The organism is Peptoclostridium acidaminophilum DSM 3953 (assembly GCF_000597865.1).
GTDB lineage: Bacteria > Bacillota > Clostridia > Peptostreptococcales > Peptostreptococcaceae > Peptoclostridium_A > Peptoclostridium_A acidaminophilum.
The window spans coordinates 1,967,969-1,986,999 of the sequence record NZ_CP007452.1 but is presented as its reverse complement, the minus strand read 5'-3'; the positions used below and the strand labels follow the sequence as shown (position 1 = coordinate 1,986,999).

Here is a 19,031-nt window from a genome sequence, read left to right as displayed (position 1 = left end):
AATGTAGTAATCAAAGACACGGGAGGGATTAGAATGAACAGAAAAGAAATCGTAAAGGCGCTCGAGGAGTATTTTAACATCAAGGCAAAGTATCTGGGTCCGCCAAGTTTCGCATACGAAGTTGAAGCCCCAGGGGAAACCTACACGCTTGATACGGAAGGCTTGATAAAGAACTCGAGAGGAGAAGTGGTAAGTTTGGATAGGATTCTAAACGAGGAAGCTGAAGCGGCTGAGCAAGAAAGTTCCGGCATTAGCGGAGTAGAGGTTGCACTTCTCTTTGAAGGGCATACGGGAGGGAGCCTACGAAACTTAGTGAATATGCTCTCAAGCAAGCAGAGGTTGATTGCCAGAGCATTTAATCTAAGAGACATCTTTATAGCTGAAGGCTTGGCTGAAAAGTTAAGCCATAAAGAAATAGTCTCAATTGAGGACTTCAAGGAAGCACTTCTTGAGGTGGGAGAGGATGGCTGCCCTGGGATAAGTTTTGATTTTGAAAATGGAATGGTGGTCTTCAGGCTTATGATTGAAAATCCAGACCGGGAAAAGTTGGAGGCTTTTACAGTCTTGATGGACCTTGTAAACAAGAATGCAAAAGCGCTAAAGCATTCGTCATTTAAACTTTCACAGGATGATAACCCCAAATACGCTTTAAGGACTTGGCTGATAAGGCTTGGAATGAACGGCAGCGAGTATAAAACTATAAGAAAGACATTGCTTGCTAATCTCGAGGGCAGCGGCGCGTTCAGGACGGAGGGAGGAAGGTATGAATAAAGACACCTTCTTCACACAGAAATTTTGCGACAGGTGCAAAGGGAGCCTGGAGAGCGGAAGAATAATGTCGATGCTGAATACTGACTGCATTTGCATGGAATGCAAGGAAAAAGAAATGCTTGGCAGCGACTATGACGAGGCAAGAAGAGCGGAACACGAGGAGATAAAAAAAGGAAACTACAATTTTAAGGGAATTAAAGGCTAAATGAAATTTTGAAAATGAGCTTGTCGGAAGATGGGCTCTTTTTTATTGGAGGTGAAAGCATGGCGGTAAGAGGAAGAAAACCTAAACCCTCAGGATTAAAAGTCCTTGAGGGGAATCCAGGAAAAAGACCATTAAACGAATATGAACCAAGGCCTGAAAAGAAGGCCCCGAAGTGTCCGTCATGGCTGGAGCCGGAAGCTAAAAAGGAATGGCGGCGTATGTGCAAGGTACTTGAGACCATAGGAGTGCTTACTCAAGTAGATGCTGCGGCATTTGCGGGCTATTGCCAAGCGTACGCAAGGTGGAAGGAAGCGGAGGAATTCCTCTCAAAGCACGGGACTATTTTTAAAACTCCGTCTGGCTACATACAACAGGTCCCCCAGGTATCCATAGCCCAGACATACCTGAAGATAATGAAGGACTTTTGTTCGGAGTTCGGCCTTACGCCTTCTGCAAGATCAAGGATAAACGTAAATACGGTCCAGTCTGAAAGCAATGATCCTATGGAGGAAATACTGAGGGTGGTCAAATGATGTACGATAATATCAAGGCAGACAGAGCCGTTAATTTTATAAATGCGCTAAAGCACACTAAGGGAGTATGGCACGGTGTGCCATTCGACTTGCTGCCGTGGCAGGACAAAATCATAAGAGACATATTCGGCACGGTAAAGGAAGATGGCTACAGGCAGTACAATACAGCCTACGTTGAGATACCAAAGAAAAACGGCAAGAGTGAAATCGCAGCCGCTGTGGCCCTTTATATGACTTGCGGAGACGGCGAGTGGGGAGCGGAGGTTTATGGTTGTGCTGCTGATAGGCAGCAGGCCTCGATAGTTTTCGACGTGGCGGTAGACATGGTGGACCAGTGTCCGGCTCTAAAGAAAAGAATAAAGCCGGTCATCTCGCAAAAGCGGCTTGTCTACATGCCGACAGGAAGTTTCTATCAGGTGCTTTCAGCCGAAGCCTACACAAAGCATGGGCTCAACGTTCATGGAGTCATATTCGACGAGCTTCATGCCCAGCCAAACAGGAATCTATACGATGTAATGACCAAGGGCTCAGGGGATGCCAGAAAGCAGCCTCTGTTCTTCTTGATAACCACAGCCGGGAATGACAGGAACTCAATTTGCTACGAGGTCCATCAAAAGGCAGAGGACATCTTGAGAGGCAAAAAGAACGACCTTACATTTTACCCGGTCATATACGGAATAGCAGACGATGACGACTGGTCGGACGAGAGGAACTGGTACAAGGCGAATCCCTCTCTCGACCATACGATTGACATAGAAAAGGTAAGAGCAGCATTCATAAGCGCAAAGGAGAATCCTGCGGAAGAAAACCTCTTTAGACAGCTTAGACTCAACCAGTGGGTGAAGCAATCTGTCCGCTGGATGCCGATGGACATTTGGGAGAAGTGCTCTTTTCCTGTGGATGCAGAAAAGCTAAGAGGCAGGGAGTGCTATGGAGGGCTGGACCTTTCAAGCTCCAACGACATAACAGCATTTGTTCTGGTATTCCCGCCAATACCCGGAGATGACAAATTCTACGTTATGCCTCACTTTTGGATTCCGGAGGAGAACTTAAGGCTGAGGGTCAGACGGGATCATGTGCCATACGATGTCTGGAAGCAGCAGGGGCAATTACATACAACAGAAGGGAATGTAATCCACTATGGTTTTATAGAGAAATTCATAGAGGAATTGGGTATGAAATACAACATCAAGGAAATAGCCTTTGACCGTTGGGGAGCTGTGCAGATGGTACAAAACCTTGAGGGACTGGGCTTCACTGTGGTTCCTTTTGGTCAGGGTTTTAAGGACATGTCTCCGCCAACCAAGGAATTAATGAAACTGACCATGGAAAACAGAATAGCTCATGGAGGGCAACCAGTACTTTCCTGGATGATGGACAACATACATGTCAGAACAGACCCTGCTGGGAATGTTAAGCCGGATAAAGCAAAATCCACTGAAAAAATAGATGGAGCAGTAGCCATGATTATGGCCTTGGATAGATCGATAAGGAATGAGAACAAGGAATCGGTGTATAATGAGCGGGGTATATTAGTGTTGTGAGAGGAGTAAAGGATATGGCTAAATATGGACGAGGTTTAAATATTGAGTTTGTTGCAGCCGTTAAAAATGGGGAGATAAATGAACCTTTCTGCACAAAAGATGTTCGAGATTTCGCTAAAAATAGAGGTTGGAATCCATCTGAGAAGTATATCGCTGTTTTGCTTCCGAATGGAGCATCTGATGAGCATAGCCAGACGTACAAAAAATTATTTGTTTCCATAGGTAATGGTTTATATATTTTGTCAGACTTGGCAAAAAAGGAGATGTAATTTTAAATAAAGCCTAACTTGAGACCCCGCCGGGAACATCAAGAAGGACAATGGGGAGTCCGTTAAGGAGATTGACGGCGCTGTGGAAATGATTATGACTTTTGACCGATCGCTACGGACCGAACGGAAAACCAATGTATACGATGACCAAGGAACCCCGGTTTTGTAACTCAAAATCAATTAATACTGAATAATTAATTTCAGAATAAATATATTGACAATCAGAATATCTACTGTACAATGAAATTAAGAGAATTAATATTATACAGTAGAGGAACGGGATTTATGGATAATAAGAGTGTACAAATACTTTTTACTGACAAGCAATACCAGGATCTTGAAAAAAAAGCAGCGAAGGCAGGATTGACAGTGCCGCTGTACATTAAAGGGATTGTATTGGAGAATGATGAATTTAGTCTCGCTTACGCGAAGTTAATCAAAAAAGTGGATGCGCTACCTAGTGGAACGCGGTTCACCATAAGGTCTTTGTTTGGGACAGAATGGACTATGGGTAGGGGAATTAAGCTGTCTCTTGGGAAAACATATTATAATCAGGTGGAGAAAAAAACAATTAATAATGTAAATGCAGAAGGGAAAGATTCGTCTAATGTGATGTGGTATGTAAAATTATAGGAGGTAAATTATGAGCAATCCGCAAATCAATACACTTAGCAATCAAGGGACACTGAAAGATGTGCAGGACGATATAGTCGATATTCTGGTGAAATATTCAAGTGATGATAAGCCACTATGCAGCCATGAAATTTTAGGGTTAGCCAATGCTACGACAATAAAAGCAATTGCTGATGGAATTAATCCAAGTTCTGGGGGTACTATTAATGCCGGAGGTTATTCTATACCATCAAGCTGGATTGGTTCTGTAGCAGCTGATATGGCGAAAAATCAAAGAATAATCCCAAAAAATAAAAAATGTACTTTCAACGAACATGATGATGAAGCCTGGTACATTTTATAATAAATCTGGCTGAGCAGCAAATTTCTTTGGATTGATTTTATACTGAGTAATGATCGATCGACCCGAGACCTGGGCTTTCGGTCGTAATGAAAAAGATGGGATTCTTATAAATGTATGATTATTTTAGGATTTCATAATAAAAAATGGGGCGCTAAAATGGAAAAGGAAGGGAAAGTCGGACCGTTTTTTTATCTAGAAGAAACCGTGGTCAGTGATTCCATAAGACATTCAGAAGCAGATGTTTATGGTGTTTATAAGACTTGGAGCTCGCACGATAGGTTTTGGACTGTACTTGGAAAATTCCTTAAGCAATATCGAAATGTTGAATATTTCTTGTACCCCCGGGGCAGGGTCACCTACAATACTGAGAAAGATATTTTTTATGTTTACCTAAATCCAATTTTGAATACACCTCAAATCGTAGATAAGATCGTTCAGGAATTTAATTTGTCTGAGTGCGATTACTTAGTTGACGATACGGATGTACATTATAAATTTTATACAGAAGAAGAATTTGATGATCTGATGGTAGAACACATGTCTGACATGGATGAATACTAATACAAGCTGAAAAAATAGTTTAAATAATCTGGAGCATCTACTATGTAGATGCTTTTTTCATACTCATTTTCAGGAGGTGAAGACGGTTGAAAATACCAATACTATCAAAGATTTTTAGGTCGAGAGCAGACCCGACAAATACAATGTGGCAAAGCGCCTATAGCTTCTTCTTTGGGCCAACATCAAGCGGCAAGATAGTCAATGAAAGAACGGCCATGCAAACCACTGCTGTGTATTCGTGCTTGAGAATCTTGGCTGAAACCATAGCATCACTTCCACTGCATACCTACAGAAGAACAGAAAGAGGCAAGGAAAAAGCATCAGACCACTATCTATACTACCTGCTCCACGATGAGCCAAACCCGGAGATGACTTCATTTGTGTTTAGAGAGACACTGATGGGTCATCTTTTGCTTTGGGGGAATGCATACGCTCAGATTATCAGGGACGGTAGGGGGAAAGTAGTGGCGCTGTATCCTCTAATGCCTGATAAGATGTCAGTCCATAGAAGTGATAATGGCGAAATTTATTACAGCTATAGCAAGGAAGGCAGGGAGCACATCCTTCGATATTGGGAAGTGCTGCACATTCCAGGTCTTGGTTTTGACGGTCTGGTGGGATATTCGCCAATAGCTATGGCTAAAAACGCCATAGGCATGGCAATAGCTACGGAGGAATATGGAGCAGCCTTTTTCAACAACGGGGCCAATCCTGGCGGAGTACTTGAACATCCCGGAATTTTAAAGGATCCTGCTAGGGTTAGAGACAGCTGGAACAGCGTTTATGGAGGAAGCGGGAATGCCCACAAGGTGGCTGTTTTAGAGGAGGGCATGAGCTTTAAACCCATTGGAATACCTCCAGAGCAAGCACAGTTTCTGCAGACCAGGAAGTTTCAAATAAACGAAATAGCCCGAATCTTTAGAATTCCGCCCCACATGATCGGTGACCTTGAGAAGTCCAGCTTTTCAAACATAGAGCAGCAGTCGCTGGAATTTGTGAAATACACACTAGATCCTTGGGTGGTCCGCTTGGAGATGGCCATGAAAAAAGCCCTTTTATCTCCAGGCGAGAAGAAGGAGTACTTGATAAAGCTGAACGTAGATGGACTGCTTCGGGGAGACTACGCATCGAGAATGCAAGGCTATAGCATAGGTATTCAAAACGGATTTTTAAGCCCCAATGATGTGAGGGCGTTGGAGGACATGAACACCATCGAGCATGGAGATGTGTATGCGGCCAACGGAAACTTACTTAAGCTCGAAGACCTAGGAGCCTATGCAAAAAAGGAAGTAAGTAGCGAAAAGAAAGGAGGAACAGAATAGATGAAGTTTTGGAATTGGATAAAAAATGAAGATGGAAGAACCCTCTATCTTGACGGCTACATAGCCCAGGAGAGCTGGTTTGAGGACGAAGTGTCTCCAAAGGAATTTAGATTCGAGCTTGAAACGGCCAAGGATGATATAACTCTTTGGATCAACTCGCCGGGGGGTGACTGCTTTGCCGCCAGTCAGATATATACAATGCTGAAGGAATATACAGGCAAGGTAAGCGTCAAAATTGACGGAATAGCAGCCAGCGCAGCATCAGTTATCGCAATGTCGGGAGACGAGGTGCTGATGTCTCCAACATCAATACTCATGATCCATAACCCGAGCACGATTATTTGGGGAGAGGAAGCCGACATGAAGCGCGGAATTGAAATGCTCTCAGAGGTAAAAGAGAGCATTATCAATGCATATGAAGCAAAGACTGGCCTTTCGAGAAAAGAAATCTCACAGATGATGGACAGGGAAACTTGGATGAGCGCAAATAAGGCCCAAGTAATGGGATTTTGTGACAAGGTGCTTTACACGGAGAATGAAGCAGTGCCTGAAGGCTTGATGAATGGCTTTATGTTCGACAAGGCAACTGTCACTAACAATTTCATGGGGAAATTCCAAAAGATGAAAAAGAAGGATGAAGCGCAAATAAAGGTGGTTCCAGATGGAACTCCATATGACTATCTAACCAAAAGGCTGGATCTACTTAAATAGGAGGAATGCAGAATGAATAAAGTACTAGAATTAAGAGAAAAAAGAGCAAAGGTATGGGATGCTGCCAAGGCGTTTTTAGACAGCAAAAGAGGTGAAAATGGTCTGCTATCCGTAGAAGACACAGCTACCTATGAAAAAATGGAAGCAGATGTATTGGCACTTGGGAAAGAAATAGAAAGGCTGGAAAGGCAAGCAACTCTTGATTTAGAGCTTTCAAAGGCTACCACCAATCCAATCACATCAATGCCAGGCGTTAATGCAGACACAGAAAAGCAGGGAAGAGCCTCAAATGAGTATCAGAGAGCTTTCTGGAATGCGATGAGAAACAAAGGAAGCTACGAGGTTCAAAACGCCCTTAAGATTGGAACCGACTCAGAAGGTGGCTACCTTGTGCCAGATGAATTTGAAAGAACGCTCATACGGGCTCTAAATGATGCAAACACCATGAGAAGCATAGCAAAAGTAATCACGACCTCTTACGGAGACAGACAGATTCCGGTGGTATCTTCCAAAGGGACGGCTTCATGGATTGAAGAGGGGGCGGCCTTCAGCGAGAGCGATGATGCTTTTGGTCAAGTGATCCTGGGAGCTCACAAGCTGGGAACTATAATAAAGATTTCAGAGGAGCTCCTAAACGACAGCGTATTCAACCTGGAGCAATACATCGCCACTGAATTCGCAAGGAGAATAGGATCAAAAGAGGAAGAGGCCTTCTTTGTTGGGGACGCATCAGGAAAGCCAACGGGGATTTTCAACTCAACCGGAGGAGCTCAGCTTGGCATTACGGCTGCAAGCAGCACAGCTATAAAGATTGACGAAGTGATAGACCTTTTTTATTCGCTTAAGTCACCATACAGGGAAAAGGCCACGTTCGTAACAAATGATGCGACGGTAAAAGAGATAAGAAAGCTTAAAGATGGAAACGGTCAGTACCTATGGACTCCTTCTCTAGTTGCTGGGGAATCAGACACGATCCTGAATAGGCCGGTAAAAACATCAGTATACGTTCCAACTATCGAAGCCGGATCAAAGGTCATGGCGTTCGGAGACTTTTCATACTACTGGATAGCAGACAGGCAGGGTAGATCATTCCAAAGACTCAATGAGCTTTATGCGGCAACAGGGCAGGTTGGATTCAAGGTGACTCAAAGAGTAGATGGAAAACTGACACTTCCGGAAGCTATCAAAGTTCTCCAGATGAAAGCGTAGGTGAGCAGGATGAGTAATGTAAAAAACTATACAGAGCAAGGCGGAGAAAAGACGGTAATAGGTGGAGTGCTTGAAATTGCAGAGGGTGGCCAGATTGTTGGTCTGCCCTCTGACTTTACGCCTGCTGCATTCCAAGCGGATAGCAGCGCATCGACAATCGCAGGACTTGTAGTTGATTTTAATGCTTTGCTTGCTAAGCTGAAAGTTGCAGGACTTATGGTATCAGAATAAAGAATGATTATTCCAAGGAGTGAAATTTTGGATTAGATACCATAAAGACAAGAGGAAATTCGAGCTTTGGGGTGAAAATCCCTGCGATTATAGCTAATACCTTGAAATACAAAAGCTACTGAAATAAAATTAAAATAATAAAGATAGCTGGTGGAAATATGAAAATAATTTTTTGATTTTAGAAAGAAGGGATTGCTAATGTGTTGTGGAGAACCCATTATGTTTGATTTTAATAAGGTAGCAGATAGGTTTAAAGATTTTGATTGTGTAGGGAAAAAAGAATGGCCAGTATTGTATGATGAAGAGAAGCAACTTATTATGATTCACTCACCTGTTGGTACCCGGTCTCTTTTTGACGATGGACAGTGTAAGATTATCATAAGTGGTTTTTGCACATCTCTAAGAGCTTGTGCAGCATATCTTAAAGATGTTGAGTTTGATAAAAAAGAGGGAGAATCTGAGGTCAAATACACATTTGAGGGGTTAAAAACAAACTTAGAAAAGTTATTAATAGGAATTGGTTTATATGACAAGTTAAACATAAATGATACTGTGGATACGGAAAAGGAACAATGGAAAATTTTAGAAGCTATAAAGGCAAATTCAAAAGAATGCCCGGTATTAATGACACAAGCTCTATGTTGTATTGGAACAGAAGAAAATTCAGATGCTGATGAAATTATAAAATTTATTCAGGACTCTAATTTTCCAACTGATTTTAGGCAGTGGGTAGATGGCTCTTTAACGGAATGGGTTGATAGGATAACTAAAAAGAAAAGTGAAGATGCTATTTTGCTTTTATTAGGACATAGAGCAAGTGGACAGAAAGCAGCTATAGTAAGACTATTAAAGACAGCTCGAATTAGCAACGGGGTAGTATCGACAAATACAACCAATGGAAAAACTCTTTATGATTATCTAAGTAACGAGTTTAATAAGCGAATGGGATTTTTAGTTCATCCAGCTCAATTAACCGATAAAAATCTAAATGAGTATTGTAATTCGAATGAAGGAAAAAAGGTTAAGGGGTTAATTAAGAATATTGTAATGGATTAAAAGTAAAGGAATATTCAGATAAATGGGGATTTTTTATTAATGAAAACAACAGATATCCCCATTTTGTTTTTTTGATAATTAGAGGAGGTGGGCGTATTGGTCGTTACACTTGAAGAAGCCAAGCTGTACCTAAGGGTTGATGGTGATGAGGACGATACGCTCATCGCTAATTTTATAAATGCCGCACAAGAGCTTTGTGAAGGCATACTTCGCTATCCAGTTACGGAATTTACAGCGATACCGGAGGCTGTGAAACAATCTATGCTTTATGCAATCGCTAATTTTTATGAACAACGTGAGAACGTGGACATAAAAGCTTTAATTGATGTCATGACCAGGCTCATGTTTGCTTATCGCAAAGAGGGGTGGTAGCAGTGAGCATCGGAGAAATGAGACATCGAATCACCTTTCAAAGGATAACTAATGCGGCAAATGAAAACGGCTTTGAAAGCGAGACATGCGAGGATTATAAAACCGTGTGGGCTGCAGTTTCCAACCTGCATGGCAAGGAGTACTTCGCAGCCAAGGCGGTACAGGAGGAAAACACAGTCAAGTTTACAATCAGATTCCTTGATGGGCTTGACCAGACGATGAAGATTCTGTTTCAAGGCAAAGCCTACAACATCACAGCTATCGATAACATCAAATATAGGAACAGATATATTGAGATTAAGGCGACGGAGGTGGACCCTGGTGGCTAAGATTGAACTGGAAGGGATGCAGGAGCTCATAGACAAGGTCAATAAGCTTGGAAGCCAGGGAGAAACAATCAAGAAAAAGGCTCTTGATAAAGCAGGAAACCTTGTAAAAGGGAGCATGGAGCAAAAAGCGCCAAGATCGGAGCTGAGTAAAAGGCACATGGCGGACAACATTAAAGTATCGGACATTGAACAAGAAAACGGCGTGGATTTCGTCAAAATAGGTCCGAATAAGGGAGATAACTCCGAATTCTTCTATTCAAAATTTAGCGAGTGGGGGACTTCGAAGATACCGGCTCAGCACTGGGCGGAAAAATCTGTACTAGAGAACAAGAAAAAGATAAACGATGTAATAAAAGAGGAGCTGGAAAGGGGGCTGGGTGAGCTTGATTAATAAACTGGTCATTGATATATTAAAGCCCCTTGGTGTTCCGGTAGGATTTCAAAAGTATACAGGAACGGCACAAACGTACATCACATTTCATGAGTACCTTCAGTCAGGAGAAGAATTTGAAGAAGACACGGAGGCTTTTACAGGGCATTACGTTCAAGTAGATGTGTGGTCAAAGACAGATTACACAGCTTTAGTCAAAAACATAAAGGCCCTTCTAATTATTGCAGGATTTAAAAGATTAGATGAGGTAGATCTTTATGAATCTGATACCGGACTTTATCACAAGGGTATCAGACTTTTTTATTTGGAATCAAAGGAGGTCGATTAGATGGCAAGACAAATAGGACTTAGAGATATTCACATTGCCCTGCTGACAAAGGATGATGATACTGGGGTAACCTATGACACTCCAGCCAAGCTCGAGAGGGCTATAAGTGCAAAGCTCTCACCAAAGGCTAATTCAGAGAGCATATATTCAGATGATACGGTTGAGGACATAATAACTGCGTTTGAAGGAGTTGATGTCGAAATTGAAATCAACCAGCTCTCGCTTGAGAGCAGGGCAAAGCTGCAAGGATCCAAGGTAGTTAAGGGCGTGCTTATTGAAAGTAAAGATGACATGCCGCCAACACTGGCGCTAGGATTTAAATCCAAGAAAAACAACGGCAAATACCGATATGTGTGGCTGCTAAAGGGAAAATTCGAGCTGGCAACTGATGAATACGACACAGAGGCGGAAAAACCTCAGCCTAAGAGCGCAAAGCTTAAAGGAACATTCTTTGCCAGGGATAACGATGGAAACTATCGCTTTATTGCAGATGAAGATGCAACGGGAATTGATCAAACGATAATCACAGCATGGTTTACAGCAGTACCGGCAGAACCAATACAAATTTAAGAATAAACTAACTTTGATTACTACCAGAACCTTACAAAACATATTGTTTATAACCAGTATGATATTGATATAAATATTAACAAGTATAAATTAAATATATTGGGGGGGATTAACATGGGTGTAATCGAGGAAACGAAAAATCCAAAATACGCTGCGGCTTATTCTGACACCAAACTATTTGAAAAGATTATTAAGTTTGCAAAGATGGCTGGGATCAAGGTGATTTATGTGGCGTTGTTGTTGTATTATGCGTTGCAAAAGCCAACAATTCCTGCATGGGCAAAGACTATGATAATCGGAACATTAGGATATTTCATCTTTCCGGTGGATTTGATACCAGACTTTATGCCAATAGTTGGTTATACTGATGATTTTGCAGCCCTAATGGCGGCTCTTTTAGCAGTTACAATGTATATTGATGAGGAAGTAAAGAAGAAAGCAAAAGCAAAGTTACATGATTGGTTCGGAGCATATGATGAAGATGAATTGAGCGAAGTCGATAATAATATCAGCAAATAGGATGTTATATACATAAAACTGGCATATTAAAAAGGATTTACTATAAAAAAGTAGATCCTTTTTTTGTGCAGAAAATGACTGGAGGCGATGTCTTGAAAGCATCAGAACTAAAAAACAAGGGTATTAAATTCAAACTCGGAGTTAAGGAGTACGAACTCAAATTCAACATGAACACTTTCTGTGAACTCGAGGAGATCTACGGAGACATTGGAGAGGCATTCGAAGATCTCCAGAGCATGAAAATCAAGGCAATAAGGGCGCTGATTTATGCTGCTGTCAAAGTTGAAAATGAATCGGCTACCCTGAAAGAGGTAGGAGAGCAGCTAGGTCTTAATGATCTTGAAAGACTAGGAAATGCAATTAACGAAGCCTTGAACATATCAATGCCCGAGGTGGAAGAAAAGCTGGGGGAATAGAAAGCCATACTAGTCAAGGAAATTGGGACTGGGAATGGCTTTTTTATTTGGGAACAAACTTGCTCAAAATGACAGAAGAACAGTTTTGGAACAGCACACCCAAGAAGCTACAAGCTCTATTCAAAGTATACAAGGTAGTCCATGGAATGGATGAAACCAAGGAGCTTGATTACATAGACAACATAATGTTTTAGAGGAGGTGATGCAAATGGCAAGAGACAGTAGTAGCGTGGTTGCTAGAGTAGGACTCGATGACAGGGGTTTTCAAGAAGGAGTCAGTAAGATACAAAGAAGCCTCAAGGTCGTACAGAGTGAATTTGCGGCTGCAAGCTCAAAGCTCGGAGAGTTTGGAAAATCTACTGAGGAATTAAAGCTAAAATCAGACAGCCTCAATAAGCAAGTGGAGCTACAAAAGGAAAAAGTGGCGGCATTAAGCAGGAGCTATCAGGAGAGCGTAGAGAAAAAGGGCGCAGACGCCAAGGCAACAGAAAATCTAAAGATTAAGCTAAATTACGCCAATGCAGAGCTCGGAAAAATGCAGCAAGAGCTCAAAGAGACAACAAACGAACTCAAGATCAAAAGCTCTGCGTGGCACAAGCTCTCCGAAAGCATGGACAAGGCTGGAGAGAAAATGAAATCCATGGGTGACAAGATGTATTCGGCAGGCAGCAAGCTCTCTACGGCTGTCACCTTGCCGATTGTGGGCATAGGAACCGCCGCCACTAAAATGGCTATGGAAGCAGTGGAATCAGAAAACCTCTTCGAAGTTGCAATGGGGAGCATGGCAGGGGAAGCCAGGGCGTGGTCTGAGGAGACATCAAAGGCTCTTGGGCTTAACGCGTATAGTGTTAGAAACAGCATGGCCACATATAACGCCATGCTCACATCCATGGGGCTTACATCTGATGAGTCCTTGAAAATATCAGAGAGTCTGACTCAGCTTTCATATGACATGGCATCCTTTTATAACCTAAAGCCGGAAGAGGCGTTTGAAAAACTAAAGTCAGGTATATCAGGAGAAGCAGAGCCACTAAAGGCGCTGGGTATCCTGGTTAACGATACAACCATAAAGACATATGCCTATACACATGGAATCGCCAAGCAAGGCGAAGAGCTGACAGAGGCTCAAAAGGTGCAGGCAAGATATGGAGCAATAATGGAGGCCACCAAGAACGCGCAAGGCGACCTTGCAAGGACAATGGACAGCCCCACAAACAAGCTCAGGATAATGAAGGAGCAGGCGCAGCAGATAGGTATACAGTTCGGCCAGCTTTTAATACCTATACTTGAAAAGCTTATTGCGGTAATTAAACCTCTACTCGATGGATTCCAAGGATTATCAAAAGAGCAGCAGGACATGGTAATTAAAATTGCTATGATAGCAGCAGCCATTGGACCGGTCATCGCCGTGATAGGAAAAGTAGTGGCAATCGTCGGGGCAGTATCTTCAGCCTTTGGCGCAGCATCAGGAGCTATAGCGGCAGCCGGGGGAGCCTTTGCCATAATAACAGGCCCTATTGGTATAGCGGTCGGAGTCATAGCAGGGCTTATCGCTATAGGTGTAGCGCTCTATAAAAATTGGGGCACCATAAAATCGACAGCATCAACTGTCTGGAATGGAATAAAGACAGCTATTGAAAATCCCATAAACGCTGCAAAGAACACGGTGAAAAACGCAGTAGACTCTATCAGAAACTTCTTTAAAAATCTCAGGATACCGGAGATAAAAATACCCAAGATAAAGCTGCCGCACTTTGAGCTGAAGGGCAAATTCAGCCTAAGTCCACCACAGGTGCCAAAGCTAAATGTCAACTGGTACTCAAGCGGAGGGATATTCAGCAGCCCTAGCATCATAGGAGTTGGGGAAGCCGGAAAAGAAGCGGTAGTGCCGATTGACAGGATGGACGAGATCATCGCCAGATCACTTGAAAAAGCGGGAATAAAAGCAGATTTTAATAGAGGGAATAATGAAATAGGCAATAACAGCATCACTAATAACTATGAAATCACAATCAACAATCCAAAGCCTGAAGCGGCGCCTGATAGCACCAGAAGAGTTCTTCTTCGTCAGTCATACGGGCTAGGGTAACGGGAGGTGATAATGTGTCAGGTCAGAAATGGAGCTTTGCAGGAGTTGATTTAAATACAAAAGGCTGGTCAGTCATCGAGGTACCTGAAGGGATAGGAACAGTCGGACTTAGAGGCGGCAACATACAAATACCATTCCAGGACGGCAAGCGCTGGATGAAAAAGCGCTATGAAGAAAGGGTGGTAATGCTGCCTATGTGGGTTAGGGGGTTGGATTCTGTAACAGGGAAAGTGCCAAGCGGAGTAAGCCTGGATGAACAGCTTTATGAGAACATAGACTTTCTAAGCAGGCTCTTTGGCAAACGAGGAGAGCATACTCTTAAAAGAATACTTCCAGATGGAACTGAAAGAGAAGCAATGGCAGAGGTGTATAAGCAGGTCAACTTTGTGAAAAGCATGCCTGGTTATGCCAAATTTGCCGTTGAATTCTTGCTTTCAGATCCGTTTTTTTATGACATCAATAAAATGCAGGAAACTAAACAGGTCAGCAATGCTTCTTATGAGTGGACTCATAACAATCCGGGAACAGCTCCGGCTACAGATGTTGTCATTACTCTGAACGGGCCTATGGAATCCCCAAAGCTCGAGTGCCTTGGCAGCAATTTATGGCTTCAGTTTCAAGGGAGCATAGGCAGCGGCGAGAGCGTGGTTATAAATGCCGGTGACTTCACATGCAAAAAAGGGTCTTCAAACATGATCTCAGCCATCAAGCATGGAGGAGACGCATTCTGGTTCATTCTCGAGTCGGGATACAACCAGCTGCGAATAAGCGGAGCATCAGGAGGCAGTGTAAAGCTTGAGTATTATCCGGCATATTTTTAAGAAATGAGGTGATTAAATGTATCCAGCAGTTTTAGAACACAGGATAGCATATGACATAGATGGAACAGAAGTAGGCTATAGGTATATGAGCGATGTTTCGCTTTCTACTATTTTCGGCAACGGCGTGAGTAGCTGGCTAGACAGCCAGAGCAAGCAGAACTTAAATAGAGAGGATCGAGCACAGGAATGGGGAAAGTACGATAATGATCCGGGACTTGCTTTCTGGTTCTTTTTTCCCGAGCTAAGAGAGATCAACAAAATGGGTGTTCAGTATCCTGCAAGTGGAATAAGCAATCCAACAGAAAGACTTATCCAAGGCTCAGTTGATACGACAAACGGCATGGATGGAACATGGGAAACAGCTGTATATTCATATCCTACTCCCACTGCTGATTTGGACAACTGGAGAGACAGCATGTTTACAATATCCTTCTCAGGGCCGGTCAAAGCACTTAGATTCGGCATAAGGCATTCAAGCGCAGCTGAAATAATAAAGGTTTGCGGCATTCACATATATGGCAGAAAAGCTGCGGGCGAGCAAGTTGACGACGTAGCATTTTGCGATTCCTTGGGAAATGAGCTTACATCGCTAATAGACTGGGAGGACAGACCTGAAGGGACTACGCAGATAAGATCTATCAAGATCAAGAATGCGAGCACGAGCAAAATAGCAAACGGCGTCAATTTGCAGCTAAATCACTCGGACTTTACCATGGCTTGGTCTCCTGATGGACCGTGGCAGAGCGTTCTAGACATTGCAAGTATAGGCCCTGGCAGTTTAAGCAGCACAGTCTACATCAGGAACGCCTTGCTTCCTCCGCTTCTGGCACTTGGACCAAAGTCGGCCAGGATTATCGCCACGGTTGGCAGCTGGGCATAGGCAGGTGAAATGATATGGGCTTACCCGGAATAAATCTAGTTTCGCCAGGAGATCTATACAGCAGCTCAGTCTTAACGTTGCACTTTGATGCGACATATACAGATAGCCTTGATAAGCTCGTAGCTACAGAGGTTATTATAGAAGTCGACAGTGTGAATACATTTGATAGTGCAGACAAGAAAAGCAGCACCTTTTACAACGTGGCATCCGGAGCAACTAGCAGGGCGGCCTTCACATTGACAAGTGGAACTTGGTTTTGGAGGGTTACAGGCATTAATGCAAGCGGTAGCACTACCTCGCAAACAAGATCATTTTCAATTGATTATGTCTTAAAGCGAAGCCTGTATCAGATAGAAAATGTGGCAAAATTCGGGCCTGCCTGGACAAGAAAGAGAATGCTCTACCTATTCGAAAACATTGCAAAGTACGGTCCAGACTGGAATGGAATAAGAGGCTTCTACAATTACGAAAACATAACAAGCGATCCGCCATTTCCATTCATAGAGCGTTTATCGACTACTAGAGCAGCAAAAGGAGCAGTTGTCACCATCTACGGCAACGGATTTGGAGCAAAGGCAGAAACCGATACATCAAATACTGACAGGGTGGCAAGAGGCTATGGCGGACAGGTATATTTGGGAGAGTTGCTTTGCAACGTAATATCATGGAGCTGGCAGCAGATTGTGTTTCAAGTTCCCCAGGAAGCAGAAAGCGGAGCTGTTAAGGTCAGACTTAATGCGCCAAGTCCTCCCGGAATGCGAGACAGCAATGTAATCGGACTTGAAGTATACGAAGCAGAACCTGCGGATGACATAGGCATAGAGCTTTTCGTTTGCGACAAGAATAATCCTAACACCATACTTTGCCAGCTCGACGGAGCAAGAAACAAGTCATTCCAGGTGCTACTGAATAATCCTGGCAGTGGCAAGTTCTCCATAAGCAGATACGATGAAAAGGGAGGAAGCAGGGAGTATGTGGCGGACCAAAACTACATTCTCTGCAGGCTCGACGGAGTTGACCTATTCAAGTGGATCATCGAAGCGAGAAAGCCTTCATATGTTGACGACAGCGAGCAGCAAATGATAGAGGTAAGCGGAAGAGGAGTTCTTTCGTTGCTTGAGAGGGCAGTTGTTTATCCTGAAGGAATGCCAAGTCCTCAGACGCTTGAGAGGAGCTTTACTGACATGCATGGCGGGGCGATTCTAAGGCAACTCATCTTGGAAGCGCAGCAAAGAGGATGCCTTCCGGGAGTTGTTCTGGACTGGTCTGCAGACAAGGACTCGCTTGGCAATCCTTTTGAGGATCTAACTAGCATATCATTTCATGCGGGAACACCTATTTCACAGGTAATAACAAAACTTAGCGAAGGCATGGGCCTTTTCGACATAGAGATGACGCCTAGCTTGCATCTGAGGCTCTATAAAGTCAAGGGCAGCGACAAGTACGATGTGGTCAAATATCGGCCTGGACAAGCCATCCTAAGGCATGAAAACCAAAGTGACAGCACCGGAGTGACAAACGCCCTGCTTGTGGAAGGCGAGGATGGAAGCCTGGTTGAGACTATGCATCCTACAAGCCAAAATGACTACGGAAGGCGGGAAGGATACCTTCAAGCCAGGAATATTGCAAGCGATTGGGCAAAGCTCCAAGATTATGGACAGATGTTTCTAAGAAGCGCGGCCCAGGTCAGCTGGGGCATACAGGGGACAGTAGTGAAATTCACAGATTCACTCGGGAGCAAGCTAAAGCCTTTTGAAACGTTCATGCACGGAGACTGGATAGGCTGGTACATACCGCCGGAAGGAATGGACACTGCGGGATTTGACGGTAAGGTAAGAGTCAAGGGAATAACTTGCGAGGAAGACAGTGAAACAGGCTTTGTCAGGTATGTGCTTGAGCTCAACAACATAATGCTTGAGCACGAAATCAAGATGGCTCAGCTTGTAGAGCGACTGTCTATGTTCACAAAGGACAGCGTGCTGTCAAACCCTGCTACACAAACTCCTGCAAACATCAGCCACAATCACACGCATTCGACGCTGCTTGGCTTGGATGCGGACGACCATCCTCAGTATTACAACGAGGCAAGGCATGCAGCTGATCTGCACAGCAGCATACAGAGAGTATCAAGCATTAAAAGGTCAGGCGGAAATGCGCTTACTGGGGATGTCACGCTTGTTGCTGGAAGCAACGTATCCATCTCACAAAATGACGCACAAAAGAGCATTACAATTTCATCAAGTGGGGGCGGCAGCGGAACCAGTTATCAGAATCCCATAGACATTCCGCCATCAAATCCACATAGCATGGATGATGAATTCGATGACGACACAATTGATGCAAGGTGGAACTGGGTAAACCAAGGATCGGGTGCAGTTACAGAGGAAAAAAGATATTTGAAAATATTGATTCCGGGCAACTCATCGGCACTTGTAAGAGGTGTTGTACAGACAGCGCCAATCGGAGACTTTACTGTTACGGCAAAGCTTCTAGGCAGCGATAAGGTCGGGTCGTATTTTAAATATGGCATCATTATTTCGGAATCACTAACTGGGAAGCAAAAGTTCTTGAATCTTGAATCAACAGCAGTCGACCAATCTCCAAACGTAATGTGGGAAGACTACAACACTCCAACAAGTAGAAACACATACTCGCGTTATGGCAAAGGCTTCACTGCAGGGTATCTTAGGGCAAAAATCTACAATGACTCTGGAACGTGGAAGGCAAATCTTATGTATTCGCCAAATGGCATAGCATTCCCACAACATGCATCAGGGGTAGCCTTGGGATTTAAGCCGGGATATGTAGGGCTTGGAATAAATAATGAAAATGCTTCGGCGGCTTTTGCTGGATATTTTGATTGGATTAGGATCACAGAGCCGTAGGGCTCTTTTTTATTTTAGTAAGCAAGGCGACCGGAATTCGTGA

Annotated in this window: 25 protein-coding genes; all 25 read left to right on the top strand. The window is 43.5% G+C overall.

Annotated elements, in window-relative coordinates; all coding sequences use genetic code 11:
- Positions 1-33: 33 nt before the first annotated feature.
- The 25 genes from EAL2_RS09740 to EAL2_RS09625 all read left to right on the top strand — a co-directional run bounded on the left by EAL2_RS09740 (position 34) and on the right by EAL2_RS09625 (position 18,988).
- Complete coding sequence (locus tag EAL2_RS09740; protein ID WP_025436431.1) at positions 34-771, top strand: hypothetical protein; 738 nt, start codon at positions 34-36, stop codon at positions 769-771.
- A complete protein-coding gene (locus EAL2_RS09735; protein WP_025436201.1) occupies positions 764-976 on the top strand; it encodes a hypothetical protein in 213 nt (70 codons plus the stop codon). The genes EAL2_RS09740 and EAL2_RS09735 overlap by 8 nt, the downstream gene beginning before the upstream one ends.
- A 59-nt stretch (positions 977-1,035) precedes the next feature.
- Positions 1,036-1,509, top strand: a complete 474-nt coding sequence (locus EAL2_RS09730; RefSeq protein ID WP_025436200.1) for a phage terminase small subunit P27 family — start codon at positions 1,036-1,038, stop codon at positions 1,507-1,509.
- A complete protein-coding gene (locus EAL2_RS09725) occupies positions 1,506-3,053 on the top strand; it encodes a terminase large subunit (RefSeq protein ID WP_330375761.1) in 1,548 nt (515 codons plus the stop codon). Before EAL2_RS09730 ends, EAL2_RS09725 begins: the two co-directional genes overlap by 4 nt.
- A 14-nt stretch (positions 3,054-3,067) precedes the next feature.
- On the top strand, positions 3,068-3,322 hold the full coding sequence (locus EAL2_RS09720; protein ID WP_025436198.1) for a hypothetical protein: 255 nt from the start codon (positions 3,068-3,070) through the stop codon (positions 3,320-3,322).
- A gap of 285 nt (positions 3,323-3,607) precedes the next feature.
- Complete coding sequence (locus tag EAL2_RS09715; RefSeq protein ID WP_025436197.1) at positions 3,608-3,955, top strand: single-stranded DNA-binding protein; 348 nt, start codon at positions 3,608-3,610, stop codon at positions 3,953-3,955.
- Between the two features lie 10 nt (positions 3,956-3,965).
- The gene (locus EAL2_RS09710; protein ID WP_025436196.1) at positions 3,966-4,298 is read left to right on the top strand and encodes a hypothetical protein; all 333 of its coding nucleotides are present in this window, start codon (positions 3,966-3,968) and stop codon (positions 4,296-4,298) included.
- Positions 4,299-4,454: 156 nt separating this feature from the next.
- Positions 4,455-4,859, top strand: coding sequence for a hypothetical protein (locus EAL2_RS09705; protein WP_025436195.1), 405 nt, complete (start codon positions 4,455-4,457; stop codon positions 4,857-4,859).
- 86 nt (positions 4,860-4,945) lie between these two features.
- Positions 4,946-6,181 (top strand): phage portal protein, encoded by a 1,236-nt coding sequence (locus tag EAL2_RS09700; RefSeq protein WP_456299441.1) that lies wholly within the window; start codon positions 4,946-4,948, stop codon positions 6,179-6,181.
- Complete coding sequence (locus tag EAL2_RS09695; protein WP_025436193.1) at positions 6,182-6,892, top strand: head maturation protease, ClpP-related; 711 nt, start codon at positions 6,182-6,184, stop codon at positions 6,890-6,892.
- 12 nt (positions 6,893-6,904) lie between these two features.
- Complete coding sequence (locus EAL2_RS09690) at positions 6,905-8,101, top strand: phage major capsid protein (protein ID WP_025436192.1); 1,197 nt, start codon at positions 6,905-6,907, stop codon at positions 8,099-8,101.
- A 9-nt stretch (positions 8,102-8,110) separates the two neighbouring features.
- On the top strand, positions 8,111-8,332 hold the full coding sequence (locus tag EAL2_RS09685; protein WP_025436191.1) for a Head fiber protein: 222 nt from the start codon (positions 8,111-8,113) through the stop codon (positions 8,330-8,332).
- Between the two features lie 219 nt (positions 8,333-8,551).
- Positions 8,552-9,388, top strand: a complete 837-nt coding sequence (locus EAL2_RS09680) for a hypothetical protein (RefSeq protein WP_025436190.1) — start codon at positions 8,552-8,554, stop codon at positions 9,386-9,388.
- Between the two features lie 96 nt (positions 9,389-9,484).
- Positions 9,485-9,760, top strand: a complete 276-nt coding sequence (locus tag EAL2_RS09675; RefSeq protein WP_025436189.1) for a head-tail connector protein — start codon at positions 9,485-9,487, stop codon at positions 9,758-9,760.
- Between the two features lie 2 nt (positions 9,761-9,762).
- Positions 9,763-10,089, top strand: coding sequence for a phage head closure protein (locus EAL2_RS09670; RefSeq protein WP_025436188.1), 327 nt, complete (start codon positions 9,763-9,765; stop codon positions 10,087-10,089).
- On the top strand, positions 10,082-10,480 hold the full coding sequence (locus EAL2_RS09665) for an HK97-gp10 family putative phage morphogenesis protein (protein ID WP_025436187.1): 399 nt from the start codon (positions 10,082-10,084) through the stop codon (positions 10,478-10,480). The genes EAL2_RS09670 and EAL2_RS09665 overlap by 8 nt, the downstream gene beginning before the upstream one ends.
- A complete protein-coding gene (locus tag EAL2_RS09660; protein ID WP_025436186.1) occupies positions 10,473-10,808 on the top strand; it encodes a hypothetical protein in 336 nt (111 codons plus the stop codon). Before EAL2_RS09665 ends, EAL2_RS09660 begins: the two co-directional genes overlap by 8 nt.
- A complete protein-coding gene (locus tag EAL2_RS09655; protein ID WP_025436185.1) occupies positions 10,809-11,378 on the top strand; it encodes a major tail protein in 570 nt (189 codons plus the stop codon).
- Positions 11,379-11,492: 114 nt separating this feature from the next.
- Positions 11,493-11,897, top strand: a complete 405-nt coding sequence (locus tag EAL2_RS09650) for a YkvA family protein (RefSeq protein ID WP_025436184.1) — start codon at positions 11,493-11,495, stop codon at positions 11,895-11,897.
- A 92-nt stretch (positions 11,898-11,989) separates the two neighbouring features.
- Positions 11,990-12,313 (top strand): hypothetical protein, encoded by a 324-nt coding sequence (locus EAL2_RS09645; protein ID WP_025436183.1) that lies wholly within the window; start codon positions 11,990-11,992, stop codon positions 12,311-12,313.
- Positions 12,314-12,381: 68 nt separating this feature from the next.
- A complete protein-coding gene (locus EAL2_RS15835) occupies positions 12,382-12,507 on the top strand; it encodes a hypothetical protein (RefSeq protein WP_278246855.1) in 126 nt (41 codons plus the stop codon).
- Between the two features lie 14 nt (positions 12,508-12,521).
- Positions 12,522-14,402 carry a phage tail tape measure protein gene (locus EAL2_RS09640; protein WP_025436182.1) on the top strand — a complete coding sequence of 627 codons (1,881 nt, stop codon included), beginning with the start codon at positions 12,522-12,524 and terminating at the stop codon, positions 14,400-14,402.
- A gap of 14 nt (positions 14,403-14,416) precedes the next feature.
- On the top strand, positions 14,417-15,223 hold the full coding sequence (locus EAL2_RS09635; protein ID WP_025436181.1) for a phage tail family protein: 807 nt from the start codon (positions 14,417-14,419) through the stop codon (positions 15,221-15,223).
- Positions 15,224-15,239: 16 nt separating this feature from the next.
- The gene (locus tag EAL2_RS09630; protein ID WP_025436180.1) at positions 15,240-16,103 is read left to right on the top strand and encodes a hypothetical protein; all 864 of its coding nucleotides are present in this window, start codon (positions 15,240-15,242) and stop codon (positions 16,101-16,103) included.
- A gap of 14 nt (positions 16,104-16,117) precedes the next feature.
- Positions 16,118-18,988: an IPT/TIG domain-containing protein gene (locus EAL2_RS09625; RefSeq protein ID WP_025436179.1), complete on the top strand. Its 2,871-nt coding sequence runs from the start codon at positions 16,118-16,120 to the stop codon at positions 18,986-18,988.
- Positions 18,989-19,031: the final 43 nt, after the last annotated feature.